The organism is Echinicola marina (assembly GCF_020463795.1).
Taxonomy (GTDB): Bacteria; Bacteroidota; Bacteroidia; order Cytophagales; family Cyclobacteriaceae; genus Echinicola; species Echinicola marina.
The window spans coordinates 3,095,936-3,114,828 of record NZ_CP080025.1; the positions used below are offsets into that span (position 1 = coordinate 3,095,936).

The window sequence follows — 18,893 nt, forward strand, 5'->3', positions numbered from 1 at the left end:
GATAAAACCAGTACAAATTAGATGACATGAACATGATAAAAAGATTAGAAGAGTTTCGACATAATTCAGGAAAAGGGAAATTTATCAGTTATATCCTACTGGCTGTTATTTTAGGCGGTTTACAGCTGTTTCGTCCAGCTATGGGACAGGAAGTGAAATCCAGGATCGTGGAAGATGGAGGCACAGGTCCATATCCTGCCATAATGGAAATGGATGCTTCGCTTCCCACACATACTATTTTCAGACCCCAAGAAATGGCTCTTTTTGGTGAAGAGGAAAAACTACCCATCATCGCCTGGGGCAATGGGGCCTGTGCCAATTCCCCATGGGAGCATGTGAATTTTTTGAGTGAAGTAGCTTCGCACGGTTTTTTGGTGATTGCCATTGGGCCAATGCCTGCTGAAGGGGAGAAAAAGAAAGGTAAATCGTATTCTTCCCAGTTGATTGATGCCATTGACTGGGCCATTACTAGCAATGAAGATGAGGACAGTCCGTATTATGGAAAAGTGGATACCTCCCATATTTCGGTGAGTGGGATGTCTTGTGGAGGTTTACAGACCTTAGAGGCTGCGGCCGACCCAAGGGTGACTACTGCTGTGGTGTGTAATAGCGGTATATTGCCCCATCCAGGTGCTGGAATGCTAGGAATGCCACAGATCAAAAAGGAACAATTAGAAAAACTACATTCCCCCACACTCTATTTGCTGGGCGGGGAACGCGATATCGCCTATCATAATGGAATGGATGATTTTGAGCGGATTGATCATGTACCTGTTTTCGTAGGGAATATGGATGTGGGGCATGCCGGAACTTATGCCCAGCCCCATGGAGGTGAATTTGCTAGGGTAGCTACTGCATGGTACCTATGGCAACTAAAGGGAGATCAGGAGGCAGCAGCACTATTTCAGGGCAAGCCAAGCAGTCTTTCCCAATCCCCCTTATGGAAGGTACAAAAGAAGAAAATTCCATGAGATAGGAGAGATGAATACGGATAGAACGATTTAATAATTTAACAACGAGTGTCCGGGAAACAGTATGGCATGGTAGCCAATAGTTGACCGTAGATTGAATAACCCATAACAATACAAATAACTCATCTATTATGAATCGAAATAACGTAACAATTCTTAATTTATTTATACCAATGGTTTTGGCAGTATTCTGCTTTAGCTGTCAAAAGGAAATAGATTACCGCATCGGAGCAGATATTTCATTTTTGCCCCAAATGGAAGCAAGGGGAGCGACATACCTGAATGAAAATGGTGAGCAAGAAGATCCCATTGAGCTATTGTCAGATCACCATTTCAATACTGTTCGCCTGCGGCTTTTTGTGGATCCGACTGCTGAAAAAGGCTATTCCAAGGAAGGTTTTTGCGGTCTCGACCGTACCCTTGAAATGGCCAAACGCATCAAAAAGGCGGGAATGGAATTTGTACTGGATTTTCATTATAGTGACTATTGGGCAGATCCTGATAAACAATTTAAACCATCAGCATGGGAGGGGGCTACTGGAAAGCCCCTTCAAGATAGCTTATATCAATATACCCATAAGGTATTAACCACTTTTAAGGAAGCGGGAGTAGCTCCTGATGTCATTCAGATAGGAAATGAAATCAATCACGGTATGGTGTGGCCAGAGGGAAAAGTAATGGACAATGCCACCGATCAAGATTGGGAATCGTTGATGGGGCTTTATACATCGGGACAAAAAGCTGTCCGCGAGGTCCTTCCCAATGCCAAGATAATGGTCCATTTGGCACTGGGTGGCCAAAATAAATTGTGCCATGAATTCTTAGATAAGATGAAGGACCATGGTGCCGTTTATGATATTATTGGCCTTTCTTATTATGAGCAGTGGCACGGTACCTATAACGATCTAAAAACCAATTTATATGACTTGGCCAATACCTATAAAAAGCCGATTGCTGTTTGTGAATATGGTACCAACTTGGATAATGTAAAACGCATCAATGATATCGTTCGCTCGATTCCTAATGGTCTGGGGTATGGAACCATGGCATGGGAACCTCTTCGTGCCCTTTTCGACCAAGAAGGCAAACCTGCAGGAGAGCTATTCGCGGTCTATGACAATATATACTATCAATATGCTGATCCTGAGAAAAGTCCTGTAGTAGAACAGCCACAGGCTAGAACTGTAAAAGCACAAAGGCCCGTAATTGGCGCAGATATTTCCTTTGTGCCGCAAATGGAGTCGCGTGGAGTAAGTTATTCGGACCAAGGAGAGGAAAAGGATGTCGTAGAGATATTGAAGGACCATCGTTTTAACTGGATCAGGTTACGACTTTTCGTGGATCCTACTTCAGAAAATGGCTATTCCAAAGAAGGCTATTGTGGATTGGAAAAGACATTGGAAATGGCCAAAAGGGTCAAGGCATCAGGGATGAAATTTCTGCTTGATTTTCATTATAGTGACACATGGGCAGATCCTGGGAAGCAGTTTATGCCTGCCTCATGGGAAGACTTAGAAGGTTCGGCATTAGAAAGAAGAATTTACAATTATACCCAAGAGGTCGTGGAGCGATTCATTGATGAAGGCGTAGCTCCCGAGATGGTGCAAATTGGAAATGAGATTCATAACGGGATGCTATGGCCTATAGGGAAGATAGAAGGGGATCAAGTGGAATCTTTTTGTGTACTTTTGAGGTGTGCAAGTGCTGCTGTACGTTCAGTAGATCCCAATATTAACATTATGGTGCATATCGCCAAGGCCCACGATTTGAAGAATTCCATCAAATTTTTTGATAAGATCAGTAGTAGGGATGTGGTTTTTGATATTATCGGTCAATCCTACTATCCCGAATGGCATGGTGAGCTAGATAATATGGAAGCCAACTTGACGGAATTGGCCAATCGATATGAAAAACCCATCATCGTGGTGGAGTACAAGGAATATAAAAAGGAAGTTAATGAGATCGTGAAAAATCTTCCCAATGGTTTGGGCCTCGGAACATTTATTTGGGAAGCCACTTCTCCCGGCTGGGGGGATCTGTTTGACAGAAATGGAGCGGCCAATCAGAATATTGAGATCTATCCGGCCTTTTATGAAAATTATAACACAGACTGATTAAAGTAATATGAAAAAACACCTAATACTTTCAATCCTTTTATTAATATCCCTACGGTACAGTTTCGGTCAGGGGGAAAAGATGAAGGAAATAGATGATGGGGGAAGTGGCCCTTATCCGGCCATAGCCGTTTCCGAAAAAGCGTTATCGGATTTTGTGGTGTATCGGCCTGAGAATTTGCCTGCTGCCGTCAAAGAGGAAGGAAAGTTGCCGCTTATGGTCTGGGCAAATGGAGGCTGTATGAATTCATCCATCCATCATGAACGCCTCTTGACAGAAGTGGCCTCCCATGGATACGTGATCGTGGCCATCGGGTCGTTACAGATGACCGTGGAGGAAAGAGTGCATAAGCCTACTCCGGATCAAGAATTGGTAAGGGCTTTGGATGAGATGACCAATCTGTCCCAACAAGCCGGTAATGTTTACCATGACATGTTGGATTTGGACAAAATAGTGGCGGCCGGTCAGTCTTGCGGTGGAGCCCAGGTCATGTCCATTGCTGATGATCCTAGGGTGAAAAGCTATATGATGTTTAATTCCGGTATGGGGGATATGACCATGGCTGGGGCGAGCAAGGAATCGCTGAATTTCCTACAAGGAGAGATTATATACATTGTAGGGGGAGAATCTGATGTGGCAACCGAAAATGCATTAATGGATTATGAGCGCATCGATCAGGTCCCTGTAGTTTTTGCAGACCTGCTGGAAGGCGGCCATGGAGGAACATTTAATCAAGAGTACGGTGGCTCTTTTGCTAGGATGGCTTTGGATTGGCTGAACTGGCAATTTAAAGGAGAAGACCAGACCGGTTTATTTCTGCAACAGGAACTGGATAATTACCCCGGCTGGGAAATAAAATCAAAAAACTTTAACCCATAATTCCATGAACAATAAACTATTTGGCTTGGTAATCTTATTGGCGCTCACTTTGGTAACGTCGATGGTTTTGCCCGATAAGGACCTTGTGCAGGTACAGGTAGCGCAAGGTGTATTGCAGGGTGAAGAAGAAAATGGCATAACGGTGTTTAAGGGGGTACCCTTTGCCCAGCCTCCCATAGGAGCACTCCGTTGGAAGGCACCTTTACCTCCTCAATCATGGGAGGGCATCAGAGAAGCCACTAGCTACGCACCTTCACCCTATCAACCTGGAAACCCTGCTTCCGGAAAAAGCGAAGATTGCCTGTATCTGAACATTTGGACTCCAGCCAGCTCACCGGAGGATAATTTACCTGTTATGGTGTGGATATATGGGGGCGGTTTTAGTTTTGGTACTACTGCCGATCCTGTCACTACAGGAAAACACCTTGCCCAAAAAGGCGTGGTTGTAGTAAGCATTGCCTATAGGGTGGGACAGTTAGGTTTTTTGGCTCATCCAGAACTGAGTGCAGAAAATCCCAATGGTGTTTCGGGGAATTATGGTCTTTTGGATCAAATTGCCGGTTTGAAATGGATACAGAAAAATATCAAGGCTTTTGGAGGCAACCCTGATAAGGTGACCATCTTTGGAGAATCGGCAGGAGGGATATCGGTAAGTATGCTCTGTGCATCACCCTTGGCAAAAGGCTTGTTTCAAGGGGCGATTTCACAGAGTGGAGGTTCTTTTGGGCCTACGCGCCCCCATACTTTTCCTGGTGAAAACATGAAAAGCTTGGACCAAGCAGAATTAGATGGGAAGGCATATGCCGAAAAGGCAGGAGCTTCCTCATTGGAAGAGTTACGTGAGCTTAGCGCTGATGAACTGCCCTTGGGAATGGGGCTGGGCGGTGCTTGGCCGATAGTGGATGGTCATGTTATTACCGAGGACCAATACCATAGCTATCAAAAGGGAGATTATAATGATATCCCTGTACTCATAGGCTATAATTCTGATGAAGGACTTAGTTTTACCCGTGAAAGGAGCCCTGAGGAATTTATCAAGAATACCAAAAACCGCTATGGCCAATTTGCTGATGAATTATTGAAGGTATATCCTGTGGGAGAGAACCATATCCCAAAGTCTGCAAGGGACCTTAACCGTGATGCAGCTTTTGGCTGGCATACCTGGGCTTGGGCAAACTTGCAGTCCAAAACAGGGAATTCGAACGTTTATCTATATTACTTTGACCAACATCCCGAATATCCGAAAGATTCTCCTCGATACGGCCATGGTTCACCACATGGTCAGGATGTAGCCTATGTCTTTCAGACTTTGGATAAAGTAGGAGCTGGAAATAATGAGTCGGATATAACGCTTTCCAATAAAATGGCTGCCTACTGGACAAATTTTGCCAAGCATGGTGATCCAAACGGTCATGGACTGGAAAAATGGCCGGTCTTCAATCATTCAAACCCTAAAACAATGTACTTGAGCGATCCGCTTCGAACAGGCCCTGTTCCTAGTGAACCTGCGCTCAATGTCTTGGATGAATATTTTAGATGGCGGCTGTCCTCGGAGGGAGCAATAAAATAAAGAAAAGCTCTTTCTGAATAAAAAGGCTTTCATGGAATTTTGTCCATGAAAGCCTTTTCTGTTTTTGGAATTTGCCCCAAACAAATTATTTCTGATAAGCCGGGACATTGCTAGGGACGAACGCTACATCGTCTATTTGACAACTTGCGCCTGCCGCTCCATGTGCAATAAATCCTATTTCAACTTTACCGTTGGTAACATTCACTTCTTCGAGCCTTATGGTTTTCCAATTGTCCGATTGCTTCACGTTTTCGGTTTTTTGATAGGCTCCGCTTTCGGTATAAGCCTCTAGCTGATGAAAAGTCCCCGCACTTTTGACCTTAAACGATAAGGTGTAGGTGCCATCCTCCAAGGGAACATATGGTGTGGAAGTGATCATCTGGTAGACTTTTCTTTTGAAGGGTACCTTATCGGATATATTTAAACTTCTTTCACCGATTACGTGTAATCTGTCTTCCTTGGTATTGGCATGGTTTAGCACAGGTGATTCTTTATCGTCAATGACAATGGTATTGCCTTGTTTAACCTCTGAATGCCATCCCAACAACTGTTCTTGTATGGGTTTTACACCACTAGGTATGGCCTTTCTGTCAGCTTCGAAACTGCTGTTTTTTACAAAATTATTATCCTCCGCAACGCTCCATTCTCCCGTTGATTCATTCAGATTCCAAGAGTTTAGGGAGTTAAAGAATGGTGTCTCTCCGTCAAATGAAATTGGACACCATTGGTTATATCCCAAGCCGTTCCCCGCAAAGTCCGCCCAGCGGTCTCCACAATAAATAACTGTTTCTTTTTGGCTTCCTATTACATTAACAAAAAAGCCCGTTTGGGTAATGTGGGCATAGTCATCATAACTTCCTGGAGTAATCAACATTTTATTTTCAGGCAAGTATGGGCCTCGAATGTCATCGGAAACTAAATAATAAGCTAAGGAAGAGTCCCAGCCGTACAAGTTGGAGGCAAAAACATAGTATTTGCCGTTATATTTTACCATGCAATTTCCCTCACGACCCTTTCCTTTGAATATTTGGGTGACATCAAGTAAATCCACTTTGCCGTCCTTTACACCGATTTCAGAAATATAAATCTTGTGTCTTCCCTTCCCATAAGAATATACTAAATACGAAATACCTGTGTCAGGATCTGTGAATACCGTTTGGTCGCCTGTGTTGGGCGTACCGATCCTATCGGTCATGTCTAATCGGTTATGGCATTTGAAAGGACCATTGGGACTGTCCGAAAGGGCAATAAGCACATTGCTGTTATGCTGGACTAAAATGGCATATTTGTTCATTTCCTTTATATAGGCCACGCCCAATCTTCCCATCCAAAACACACGCTGGTAATTTTCTTCAACCTCTGCCTTATCCAGTACAGGACCCTTGGATTCCCAGTTGACCAAATCCGTAGAGGTATAGCAGGTGACAGCCTTAAAATTGGTACGCTTATGGGTAACTGATGGATCCTCCTGGTACAATTCAGCTTCCTCATAATGTACACCATACCAATAGTATTTTTCTACCCCATCTTCAGGGTCGGTAAAAGTAAAAATGCCACCGCCTTGGCTATAAATGGGGTCACCATCTTGGGTGTCCCAAAATGTATCATTCTTAATATTATGTTTTTGGCCAATGGCCGTATGGCAGGCTAATAGAAACGTCAATGCCATAAGTAGTATTGTCTTTTCGTAACCTATGTAATTGTTCATGATTTGGTTTATATGGGGTTTATGTGATTATATTATTGCATAATTATTTGTAAGCCCTGAGTTAAGATATTAGGGGTACTTACTGTCATTCATTTTTTGTCAGTGTTTCATAAAACTCTATCTCCACGATGTTCAGGGAACCTTTAGATTTCTTTTCTTCACCCGAGGGTTCTACTTTTCCGGTAATCTCTACGATTCCGAAGGCGTCTCCATCAATATTGGCTCCTATAAGTTTGATCAAGACCTTTTTTCCTTTAGTTGGCGGAAATTTCAAGGTAACATATCCCAGACTTTTGGGAGTATTGCCGGAATAGACTTCCTGGCCATCAATGCTAATGGAGATGGGATAGCTCCGGTTGCGCCAATTGCTCAGTTTCATGGTGATCTCACTAAGTTCGGCCTCTCTTTCTAATTCATATTCTATCCATCCTGATGAACGTTCCCCATCGTTTTTCCAACTTGTCAGCTCATTGTCGTCAAAGGAATTTTCAACTGTTTCGGTATTTTCCTGGGTCTTTGCAGCCATTACTTCCACCGCTATCCTGGATGGCTGGACGGATGTTCCTTGAGGAGTAGGTCCACGGCCTAGGTAACTGTCAAGCCCTTGTCCTGGAAGCGATTTGGATAGGCCCTTTTCTACTAAATAGGGCTTTGAAAACCATTTCAAACTTGCCGACTCAAGCCCTTCAGCTGAGGCCGAAATGCTAATCTCTCCAGCTTCCTCACATGCTCTGACAAATACCCTGTTCACCCCGCCTTCCACGGGTAACTTTTGGGATAATACATAATTGTCTTCAGGCCCTTGGGCAATTCCTCCCCTCCATTCTGCAGGACCATTAAGTTCGAATTTTATCATATCTAGTGCAGTAGGACATCTGTTTCCTTCTTCATCAACCACTTCCACTTGTATCAATCCGAGGTCGTGTCCATTAGCTATCATTCCTTCTGGTCTTTGGATTAAGCTTAATTTTAGAGACTTTGGCTCTCCGGCAGTGAGTATCTCATCTTCACTGACAGCCTCACCATTTTCGTTATAACTGACCGCTTTTATGGAGCCTGGCCGCCAAGCAACATCTTTAAAGGTAAAAAGAAAGCGATGGGACTGCACACCTTTGCCTAGCGATCTGTTATTGATGAATAATTCTACTTCTTCTGCATTAGATACTACATATATGGGTTTTTCTACACCCTTTTCATAATTCCAATGGCCAATAATATGCGTACGGGAATTTTCGGGGTCTACCCATCCATCCCACATGACCTGATGGGCATAAAATCCGTCTTTTGGAATGCGCATGGGATCGACTTCTCCACTTCTTCTGTAATTTTCGGCACCCCTAAAGTGGGTCTGGGTGTCTGAAAAGATGATGTTGACACCACCTGAACTTACCCTTCTTCCTGTCCCAGGACGTTCGCGAAAATAATCATACCATCTAATTATATTTTCAATGGCATGGGAATCTTGGTTACGGTTGTATGCACTTGCATTTTTGCCTTTATAGAGAGGACCATCACCGTCTTTATGATAAGGAGGGGTGTATTCGTCCCAGTATTTTCGAAGACCCTCGTCTCTTGAGTATTCTGTGGCCCACATAGGCTGATCTGCACTTTTATTTATATAGAGCATTTCACCACCGTATTCGGCTACTTTGCTATCGAGCATTTCTCGGCTTCCAATGGCACGACCACCGTATGGGTCATAAGTGTCCCTGATTTGCTTCATCTCTGACATATGTTCTTCGCTGATATTGTCGTTTCCGCATTCATAGAATAAAATGCTGGGATTATTACGGTTGTAGATGATGGCCTCCCTCATGAGGTTTTTTCGTTGCTCCCATCGGTTGTCCTGTACATCACTTTCTGCATCGCCGGCTGGCATAGCCTGAATAAGCCCCACACGGTCACAGGACGCTATATCCTGTTTCCATGGTGTGATATGCATCCACCGGACTAGGTTGGCATTGCCCTCTACCATCATCCTATTGCTGAAATCACTGAGCCAGGCTGGAACGGACAAGCCCACACCGGGCCATTCGTTGCTGGTCCGTTGGGCATAGCCCTTAATTTGGAGTACTCGGTCATTAAGATAGACCATACCATTTTTAAAGTCCGTCTTCCTGAATCCGGTAGTGGTTTTTACCTCATCAATGACCTCTCCATCAACCAATAACTTAGTGTATACATCATACAAATAGCCATATCCCCAGCTCCAAAAATGGAGACCTTCCACTTTTGCCGAAGCAAATATGTAGTCGGTTTGTCCGGGAGAAAGTGTAGTTGGTGTACTTCCAAATGATTTCAACAGACTTCCATTTTTTTCCTTAATGTCTACTTGGTATTGAAAAGTCTTCGCGGAAGCATATTCATTTCTGATTTGGCTATTGGCAGTTATTGAGGCAGAACCTTCTCTAATATTGATGTCCTGTGCGTAGATATAGACCCCTTCGGTTCCAAGGTTAGCATAAAGGGGCAAAGTCTGATAGAGCTTGTCGGTTATATGCAGGTAAACATTTTTTGGGATCCCACCATAATTTACATTGAAATTGCGGTCGCTCCATTGGAACTTAGTACCCGTGGATTTTTCTCTATAGTCCCAATCATTGTCTGTCCTCACTGCAATTATATTGGTAGCAGGGGATGGCTTTAATAGGTCTGAAACGTCGAACCCCACGGCCATGGCCCCATTTTCATGCCGTCCGATATGGATTCCGTTGATATAAAATTCTCCACCTTGGCGCACCCCCTCAAATTCCAAAAAAACTTTTTTCCCCTCGGTTCCTTTTGGGAGTACAAAGTTCTTTCTGTACCATGCAATACCGGTTGACATGCTATGAATGTCTACTTTGAATGCCTCATCCTCATTCCAGGCATAAGGCAGGGTTACTTCCTTCCATTGCCTGTCATTGAATTTTGGGTTTTCGGCACCTTCAGGATTACCGACTTCTACTTTCCAATTTGAATTGAAATTATAGGTAGTCCTTTGGGCTTGTACACAGTGAAATAGGAGGATTTCTCCAATTAGTAAAAGGAGTTTGAATTTCATGGTTATTATTGGAAATTGTTAAAAACTTATCTTCTGTAAAAGGTTAACTGTAACAAAAACTAATTGCATCTGGTATTTAGAATTATTTATTAGAATGGACCGCGCAATTGAGATATATGTTTAATTTCTATTGTATAAAATAAATTATCAGCTATTTAAGCTCCATAAGTACCAAGGGAGGGTTAAGTATGACCAATAACATATTGATTTAGGTGGTTTTCGTATAATTGCCCTTTTATATTACTTATCAAGAAAATTAAATCTGATTATCCGCAATGATGCCAGTAACCTTAAATCCTTTGCTTAAGTGGTCGGGAGTTTGAAGACTGAAGACCGAAGGAGTTGATATTTAAATTAAAACGAACATTTCGATTCGCTTTTAACTTTTACTGGTGCAATTGCGCGGATATACATAAAATTAAATGAGAATTTTAAAAAAAGTATGCTGCGGTGTACTGATGATGTATTGATATTATAGTAAGATGTAGCTTTTTATACAAAAACCTCTTTTTAGTCTTGTAAGTCTGGAGCTCGGAACTTGCATTCTTTTGATATTAGAAAATAAATTTCATCAGAGAGTAACCCTGCCCCGACAAGTAAATGGTGGGAAATATTGGTTTTGGGATATGTTTAATCGGTTAGCAGACTATATGATTAAAACCTGTAGGAGTTGATATGGGGAGTCCTCTGGGACTTGGGAATAGGAGCTTGTTATGAGAGAACTCAGGCTGGGTTAGCTTGATGAGTCAGCGACTCAATTTTAATAGGGCAATGACTGGGGAGGTTAACCAAAGCTTTGTGGCTATATTGAAGTCTGATATGGACATCCCAAAGGCCTACAATTTATTGGTCCAGAATTCAAATCTTGACCAATAAGTGTCTAGTAACCTTGAAAGGGTGAAGTATTCCACTGTACCCAAATATCCTTGGAATTTATAATTCCCGTTAGGCTGAAAGATTTTAATTCTTGGGAGTTGTTATAAGCAAAGGAGAGACATAAAGGGAATACCGAGGAGAGGTACTGGGAACGTCCAGATTTTATTAAGTGGTTTTGGAGGGGAAAAAGGGACTACCTTGCAAGCTGGCTATTCGTTTAAATCAGTCACTGACTGTTTTATTTACGCTCGTTCCCCTTTGAATGCTCCCATGCCTCGTATACCCCTAGTATACTATACGTTTACTTTTGGCTAAATTCTAAGAAAATGTGGTACTTTTTGAAGTGTGTTTTACACTATCTAAATATTATCTCTTAGACTGTTTACTTTTTTCTGAAGTCAAACATGATTTTAGTCTAAAATTAGACTATGTTGATCTTATTTTTTTAAAAAAAAATCATTTAATTATTGTAGATTAAAAAAAAATATTTGTTTTCAATATTCCCATTTGCTAACCGTTATGATTGCATTAAGCCAATTAGAAGACCAAAAACTGATCATTTTACTAAAAAAGGGAAATGATGAAGCATTTACAGCATTATATAATCGGTATTGGAAATCATTATATAAGACAGCAAATGCGATCATTAAGGATGAATCAATTGCAAGTGATATAGTTCAGGATGTCTTTGTTAGCTTATGGCAAAGGAAAGATGAAATTGAAGTATCATCTTTAAAGGCATATTTGCATCAAGCTACACGCTTTGCTGTTTTTAAAGCTATAAGACAAAATAAAGTAGACGCAGAATTCTATGAAAGAGTAAGGCAAGTTTCTGTAGAAATTATAACAGATAACCCATATTTGTTTAAAGAACAGCAACAATTGCTCGATAGAATAGTTAATTCGTTGCCAGATAACTGTAAAGATACATTTAAGTTGAGCAGGGAAGAAGGATTAACTTATAGACAAATTGCACAAAAGCTAAAAGTTTCGGAAAAGACAGTTGAAAAACGTATTTCAAAATCACTCCGTTATATTAGAAATGGGCTGAATATTGAATTGTGTCTTGGGATCATTTATTGTGTTTTTAAGTGATGTCAAAACTTAGAATGTTTTGTGTATATGGAGGCAGTATCTTTTAGTTTAAATTGATTTTATTAGTGCAATTACAAGTTATGGATAAAATAACATTTCAACATCTAGCAGATAAATTTGTGCAAGGCAAAACAAATAAGTCTGAGAATATCCTACTTAAGGAGTATTATAGGAAGTTAAGTATCAATGGCAATATTGAAATTTCCAAAGAGAAAGAAGAGAGCATAAGGACTTCAATTTTGCATGAAATTAGAAATAGGATTCATGAAGAAAATGTGCGCTTAAATCATCGGAATGCTACTAAATCAACTAAGAATATTTTCTTTAGAACTGGGGTGGCTGCGATCATCGTTTTGGGGATACTTCTTGTAGGAAGCGTTTTTTACCACCAATTGGATATTAGTAGGAATAACCTAGCTTATGATATGGACTTTCCTCCCGGTAAGGAAAAAGCCATACTTACAATGTCAAATGGGGAAAAGATAAATTTACTTGATTTAAAAGAGGGTGACGTTTTGGATATTGAAGGAGGAAAAATTACTAAAAGTGCAGAAGGTCAGGTAATATATAATGCATCATCTAATACGGACGATTTATCGGATAGGTATAATAGCATAAGCACCCCTGTTGGAGGAAAATATCAAGTTATACTACCTGATGGCTCTAAAGTTTGGTTAAATTCTTCATCCGAAATTGAATATCCGATAGCCTTCTCATCAGATGAAAGAAAAGTCAAGCTAAAAGGTGAAGCTTATTTTGAGGTAGAAAGTGATTTGAAAAGGCCGTTTTCTGTTGAAAGTGAAGGACAAGTAGTGACTGTTCACGGAACTCATTTTAATATTAATTCCTATTCTGAAGAAGGGGCGATAAAGACAACCCTAGTTGAGGGGAGTATAAGTGTTAAAAACACTTTAACCAATGATTCGAAATTACTGATCCCAGGTAATCAATCAGCAATTTACCGTGATTCTTTGGCTGTATATGAAGTTTCTGTTGATGAAAGTATTGCTTGGAAAGATGGTTATTTTCTTTTTAATGAAACAGACTTGAAGAGTATTATGAGACAAATAGAAAGGTGGTATGGGGTTGAAGTAGAGTATGAAAGCATCCCTGATGTTGAATTTTTTGGAAAAATCAGCCGTTCTTCGACCCTTTCCAGGGTACTAAAATTAATGGAACAAACTAGTGATGTTAACTTTGTGGTGAAAGGGGATAAGATTTCTTGTGAAAATTTAGGGCAGAAATAGAATCTTTCTAGAAATGAAATATTTCTTGTAAGATAAAATAGGAGGAGTGTTTGGTAAAAAGGTAGCCGTTCATGCCAGAAACACCTAGGGGGGCAGGTGCAAAGTCCCGGAGAGTCAGTTATTAGTAAGTATTTTGAACTTGTAAAAATCTATATGAATAAATTAATATTAATTTTTTGTGTATTACGGTAGGGTGAGGATTGAATTTTGGTACTTGTAATAAAGGTCGATATAAAAATTGTATTGATCGGTATTTGTGGTTTGTTTAGGTATAATTAGGAGTTTAATGCCTAATTATTCAATCCATTAATATTGTGTGAAAAATCAGAGATGTGTAAATGATTTATTTCTGAAAATTCTTATTGTTAGAATTAACTTATATGTATATCTGCAATTGCACCTGTAGCCCCAAATAAATTAATAGTGATATTTTATACCAATTTCTTCATTTGCAGAAATGCCATATGATAAGTGAACGAATGATACAAAACTATTTCGAGAGTTCTGTTATAAACCTAACAGATGATATTTTGGCCAAAAACTATTAGATAGGCTCGTCATTGTCGCTATTTATCCATTCTGGTATGCTTGCGTGTAATCGTATAAAATAAGTTTGGTTTAGATAAATTTATTGAAATGAAATGAGGTTTATATTTCTATTAAGCTGGCTGACCGTAGGGCTTAATCTTTTAGTACTTGCTCAAAGCAAAACTTTTACACCAAAAATAATTGTTTATCCTGATGAAAAATTAGGCCCTGTTAAACCAATACATGGTGTGAATTGTGGTCCAATAGACAGAAACTATTTATTTGACTTTTCAGATTACTTTAAGGAGGCATCAATACCTTCTGTTCGTTTACATGATGCTCCGCTTAAAATATTAGATGTTGTTGATCTTCATTGTCTTTTTCCTGATCCCTCTGCAGATCCTGAAGATCCTAATAATTACGATTTTACACTAACAGACGATTATCTCAAAACAGTAAAAGCTACTGGAGCTGAAATTTATTTTCGTCTAGGGGAGAGTATTGAACATCAGCCAACTAAGAAGTATGTCCGGCCAGAACTATGGGATCCTTCACAACTTGCAAAAGTCTGTGTAAATATTGTGCGGCATTACAATGATGGTTGGAATAATGGATTCTATTGGGGAATTAAATACTGGGAATTTTGGAATGAGCCCGATTTAGATAAACGGACCTGGACCGGTACACCAGATGAGTTTTTTATTTATTATAAAGCCGTTGCCAATGCCCTTAAAAACTATAATGGTTTACTTAAGGTAGGTGGAGCATCTTTTGCAGGGGCTCATGTTATTTTTGATACTAATAATCCTTATCATAGTTTTTTTCAAAAATGTGCGCAACAAAAAGTTCCCCTTGATTTTGTTTCGTGGCATATCTATCCATCAAGCTGGAAAGCTGTAGCCAACTCTGCTGAAAAAGTTAGATATGCACTTGATACGATGGGTTTTTCTAAAACTGAGAGTCATTTAACTGAATGGACGTACTTAGCCCAAGATAAAAAAGGAAGGAATGTGTTTAATACCCGAAAAAATAAGCAATGGGAAGCGTTTGGTAAGATTCGAGATTTTCAGTTAGGTGCTTCCCGAACCCCATTTATATTCGGTTTGCTATCAATGTTTCAAGACCTTCCTATAGATAAAGCTCACCATTATACTGGTGATACTGCCCCAGAGTGGGGTGCTTTTGATTTCAATGGATTGCCAAACAATGTTTATGTTGCACTTAATACTTTTTCACAATTTACAAAGGGGGAAAACCAAAGAGTGCTAAGCGAGGTCTCTTTTGAAAAAATCAATGTTTTAGCGTGCAAAGATGGAGAGCAATTGAATATCGGTATCGCCAATCTTGATGACGCGGTTACTAAAATTAATCTGAAAATTGAGACACTAGGTAGGAAAAACTTAAAAGTTGTGAAGATATCCCAGTATGAAAGCGACTGGAAGGACATAATATTTAGTCAAGAGGATTTTTCAGAGGATTTGGTTGTGCCTATTGCAGGTCCTGGATTAACCTTGGTAACATTAATAGATGAATAATTTTATAGGCTTAATCTTATAAGGGTAAGTATATAATCAAAGATGTCAGCACTTAGCTACATATGATTAGGCCTTGCTGAACCTTGCCCTTTTGATCAGACGATATGTGGAATATCAGGAAAAGCAAGAAAAGAAGTTTGAAAGGTAAATAAAGTTAACATATGGGAAAACTGCCCTTGCCTCCTCAGGGGGCAAGGGCAGTTTTCCGAGACTGTAATCTAAACTCTGTCTGAGACTTTGAAAATCAATTAAAGTTTATAAGATAGAGAGATATGAGCGAAGAACAAGAATCAGCATTTAAGAAGAAAGTACTTGACCAGTTTTTATCAGGAGAGTCCCTGTTCGGCAAGAACGGTGCGCTGTCTCCGATGTTGAAGGAGTTTTTGGAGGAAGCCCTCCAGGCTGAGATGGACGAGCACCTTCGGGATGAAGATGCAGGCCACAGTGCAGGCAACAAACGTAACGGCAAGGGCAGCAAGCGTGTGAAGAGCAACTTGGGAGAAGTGGAGATCGAGACGCCCCAGGACCGTCACAGCAGCTTTGAACCTAAGATCGTCGAGAAGCGCCAGCGTATCCTTGCCGATAACCTTGAGAAGCAGATCATAGGGATGTACTGGCTTGGCAGTAGCTTACGTGACATCTCCGGGTACATCAAGGAAATGTACGATACGGAGGTCTCCACGCAGGTGATAAGCGATATTACCGACCGTGTCGTCCCGAAAGTCAAGGAGTGGCAGAACAGGCCGTTGGAAGAGGTCTATTGCATTGTATGGCTTGATGCCATGCACTTCAAGGTACGTGAGGAAGGAAAGGTACGCCATAAGGCCCTATACAATGTATTAGGGATCAACCGTGAGGGGAAGAAGGAGGTACTGGGCATGTACCTTTCCGAAAGCGAGGGGGCGAACTTCTGGCTACAGGTACTCAGCGATCTACAGCACCGTGGAGTACAGGATATCCTGATCGCCTGTACCGATAACCTTAAGGGCTTTCCCGAGGCGATCGGGTCGATTTTCCCGAAAACAGAGATCCAGCTCTGCGTGGTCCACCAGATCCGGAACAGCCTGAAGTACGTGGCCAGCAAAAACCAAAAGGAGTTTGCCGGTGACCTGAAGAAGATCTATAAGGCCGAGACAAAGGACCTGGCCGAATCGGCATTGTTGGAACTGGAAGAAAAGTGGGGGAAGAAATACCCCATAGTGATCCGTTCCTGGAACGACAACTGGGAGAGGCTGAGTGCCTTCTTTGCCTATACACCGCCCATCAGGAAGCTGATCTATACCACCAATGCGGTGGAAGGCTTCCATCGGCAGGTAAGAAAGGTGACCAAGACCAAAGGGGCATTTACCAGTGACATGGCACTTCTAAAGCTGGTCTATCTGGCCACGCAGCGGATCGAGAAAAAATGGACGACCCCTTTACAGAACTGGAGCTTGACAGTCCAGCAGCTGGCCATTAAATTTGAGGGGAGGCTCCGGTTGGACATCAATACGGAAACCTAATCATTTAGTGAGGAATTTTTTCCCTTCCCGGGGGCTAGCCCCCGGGAAGGGAAAGGACAGAGTTGAGATAACACTCCCAGTTTTCCCCCCTTACAGGGGGTATCACAAATCCCCTTCCTTTGGATGGGGATGTTTTAATTTATCCATTTTTTATGCTGGATATGTCCCTAACAAAAAATAAAAGTTAATAATTATGTGTATCCGTAAGAGTGCACGTAATAAAATATGACAATACGTGTCATTAAATTTCAAGGTATCAGGATAGTTGTTTTCTTGCATAAAAACAAGAAAAGCTATGAACCTTATAGAATTTACGGGCCATTTCCCAGATGAGGAAAGTTGTGAACAATACATCAAGAAATACCGTGAGAAAAGCGGTATACGGTGCAAAAACTGTGAGAAGATAACCCGACACTATTGGTTTGCCAACGGCAGGTTTTTCGAATGCAGCAGTTGTCGGAGACGTTCTTCTCTTAAATCAGGGACGGTAATGGAAAACAGCAAGCTTCCGCTCCGTATCTGGCTATTGGCCATGCTGTTTATGTCGGCGACCAAGAAAGGGTTTTCCTGCCTTGAGCTCCAGCGGCAACTGGGGCTTAGCCGATATGAGACCACTTTCCGTCTGATGCACAGGATACGGTCAGCCATGGGACAACGAGATGAGCTTTATATCCTCAGTGACATGATTGAATATGACGAGTGTTATATGGAAACCGTACAGGAGAACCAGATCTTGGGTCAGCTTAAACGTGGAAAAGGCAGCCAGAAACAGACCGCAGTAGCGGTGGCGGCCGAATCGGTACCCTTGGAAGACCTGGATTCCGGGCAGAAAACAAAGCGCTGTGGCTATTTCAAAATGAGGGTCATGGACAAAGTGGACTGCGAGAGTGTCAATGCCTTTATCCGGGCCAATACCGTAGGGGATGTGGTACTGTTTACAGACAAGAACACGGCCTACTCGAAAATAGAGGAAGTGGTGGCCACCCATTTGGCCGTTCCATCGGGAAAGGGGTCCGTAAACGACACCTTAAAATGGGTACACAAAGCAATCAGTAATCTTAAAAGAACCCTGTTGGGGGTATATCACATGATAACTTATAAATATTTGCAGAACTATTTAAATGAGTTTGTTTACAGATTGAACCGAAGATATTTTGGCAAAGGACTCTTTGAAAGGCTCGTTATTGCCGCAACTTACCCATACGTGCAGTAAAACGGATACACATATTAATAATACTTTCAGGTATACATTAGTCAAAGGTCTTCCTGTTTTTTGGCAATCAAATAAGTAAGCAATTCCCAAGAGTTAGAACGGATTTTTTTATATCCATTGTTTTAAATGGCAGTAATAGAATTACTATTTGATATTTTTTAGTGATGCTTTACCAAGATTTAAAGCTATTGTTCTATTTAATTTTAGATTTATATATGAGTGTTTTACACTTGTGAAAATCTATAGGAATAAATTAATATTAATTTTTTTGTGTATAACGGTAGGGTAGGATTTAATTTTTGGTACTTATAATAAAGTGCAATATAAAATATATGTATTTGTGGGTTTTGTAGTTTGTTTTAATGTAGTGATGGGTTTAATGCCAAATTATACAGGCCATTGGTGATCTGTTATAAACCTGAGACACATAAGTACTTAATTTATTTGCCCAAATTCTTATTTATAAAATTAACTTAATCAAATAACCTCAACCTTAATAAAATTTGTATGAATAAATACATGCATCCGAATCAATACAAAAAGCGAGATTGTCTTGCTTTTTGTAGCCGAAGGAAAATGTTTTTTTGCACCTTATTTACTTTTGCGTTAAT

11 protein-coding genes and 1 pseudogene are annotated in these 18,893 nt (G+C 40.9%); 10 read left to right on the plus strand and 2 right to left on the minus strand.

The window, feature by feature from the left end; all coding sequences use genetic code 11:
* The first annotated feature begins 32 nt into the window (after positions 1-32).
* The 4 genes from KZP23_RS12900 to KZP23_RS12915 all read left to right on the plus strand — a co-directional run bounded on the left by KZP23_RS12900 (position 33) and on the right by KZP23_RS12915 (position 5,535).
* A complete protein-coding gene (locus KZP23_RS12900) occupies positions 33-971 on the plus strand; it encodes an alpha/beta hydrolase family protein (RefSeq protein WP_226332130.1) in 939 nt (312 codons plus the stop codon).
* Positions 972-1,102: 131 nt separating this feature from the next.
* Entirely contained in the window at positions 1,103-3,085 is a 1,983-nt protein-coding gene (locus tag KZP23_RS12905; protein ID WP_226332131.1) for a glycoside hydrolase family 53 protein, read from the plus strand.
* A 10-nt stretch (positions 3,086-3,095) separates the two neighbouring features.
* Entirely contained in the window at positions 3,096-3,965 is an 870-nt protein-coding gene (locus KZP23_RS12910) for an alpha/beta hydrolase (protein WP_226332132.1), read from the plus strand.
* 4 nt (positions 3,966-3,969) lie between these two features.
* A complete protein-coding gene (locus tag KZP23_RS12915; RefSeq protein WP_226332133.1) occupies positions 3,970-5,535 on the plus strand; it encodes a carboxylesterase/lipase family protein in 1,566 nt (521 codons plus the stop codon).
* 85 nt (positions 5,536-5,620) lie between these two features.
* Here the strand turns inward: KZP23_RS12915 and KZP23_RS12920 are convergent, their stop codons facing one another.
* Both KZP23_RS12920 and KZP23_RS12925 read right to left on the minus strand, forming a co-directional pair.
* On the minus strand, positions 5,621-7,243 hold the full coding sequence (locus KZP23_RS12920) for a family 43 glycosylhydrolase (protein WP_226332134.1): 1,623 nt from the start codon (positions 7,241-7,243) through the stop codon (positions 5,621-5,623).
* 85 nt (positions 7,244-7,328) lie between these two features.
* On the minus strand, positions 7,329-10,286 hold the full coding sequence (locus KZP23_RS12925) for a DUF4982 domain-containing protein (protein WP_226332135.1): 2,958 nt from the start codon (positions 10,284-10,286) through the stop codon (positions 7,329-7,331).
* A 1,395-nt stretch (positions 10,287-11,681) separates the two neighbouring features.
* Here KZP23_RS12925 and KZP23_RS12930 point away from each other — a divergent pair.
* From KZP23_RS12930 to KZP23_RS12955, 6 genes and pseudogenes are all read left to right on the plus strand, one after another.
* Positions 11,682-12,257 (plus strand): RNA polymerase sigma factor, encoded by a 576-nt coding sequence (locus KZP23_RS12930; RefSeq protein ID WP_226332136.1) that lies wholly within the window; start codon positions 11,682-11,684, stop codon positions 12,255-12,257.
* 80 nt (positions 12,258-12,337) lie between these two features.
* The gene (locus tag KZP23_RS12935; protein WP_226332137.1) at positions 12,338-13,504 is read left to right on the plus strand and encodes a FecR family protein; all 1,167 of its coding nucleotides are present in this window, start codon (positions 12,338-12,340) and stop codon (positions 13,502-13,504) included.
* A 446-nt stretch (positions 13,505-13,950) separates the two neighbouring features.
* Positions 13,951-14,102, plus strand: a pseudogene (locus KZP23_RS12940) (IS1595 family transposase); the annotation flags it as partial.
* A gap of 43 nt (positions 14,103-14,145) precedes the next feature.
* Complete coding sequence (locus tag KZP23_RS12945; RefSeq protein ID WP_226332138.1) at positions 14,146-15,567, plus strand: GH39 family glycosyl hydrolase; 1,422 nt, start codon at positions 14,146-14,148, stop codon at positions 15,565-15,567.
* Between the two features lie 272 nt (positions 15,568-15,839).
* Positions 15,840-17,069, plus strand: coding sequence for an IS256 family transposase (locus KZP23_RS12950; protein WP_226332139.1), 1,230 nt, complete (start codon positions 15,840-15,842; stop codon positions 17,067-17,069).
* 295 nt (positions 17,070-17,364) lie between these two features.
* Positions 17,365-18,282, plus strand: a complete 918-nt coding sequence (locus KZP23_RS12955) for an IS1595 family transposase (RefSeq protein WP_226332140.1) — start codon at positions 17,365-17,367, stop codon at positions 18,280-18,282.
* The last annotated feature ends 611 nt before the right edge of the window (positions 18,283-18,893 follow it).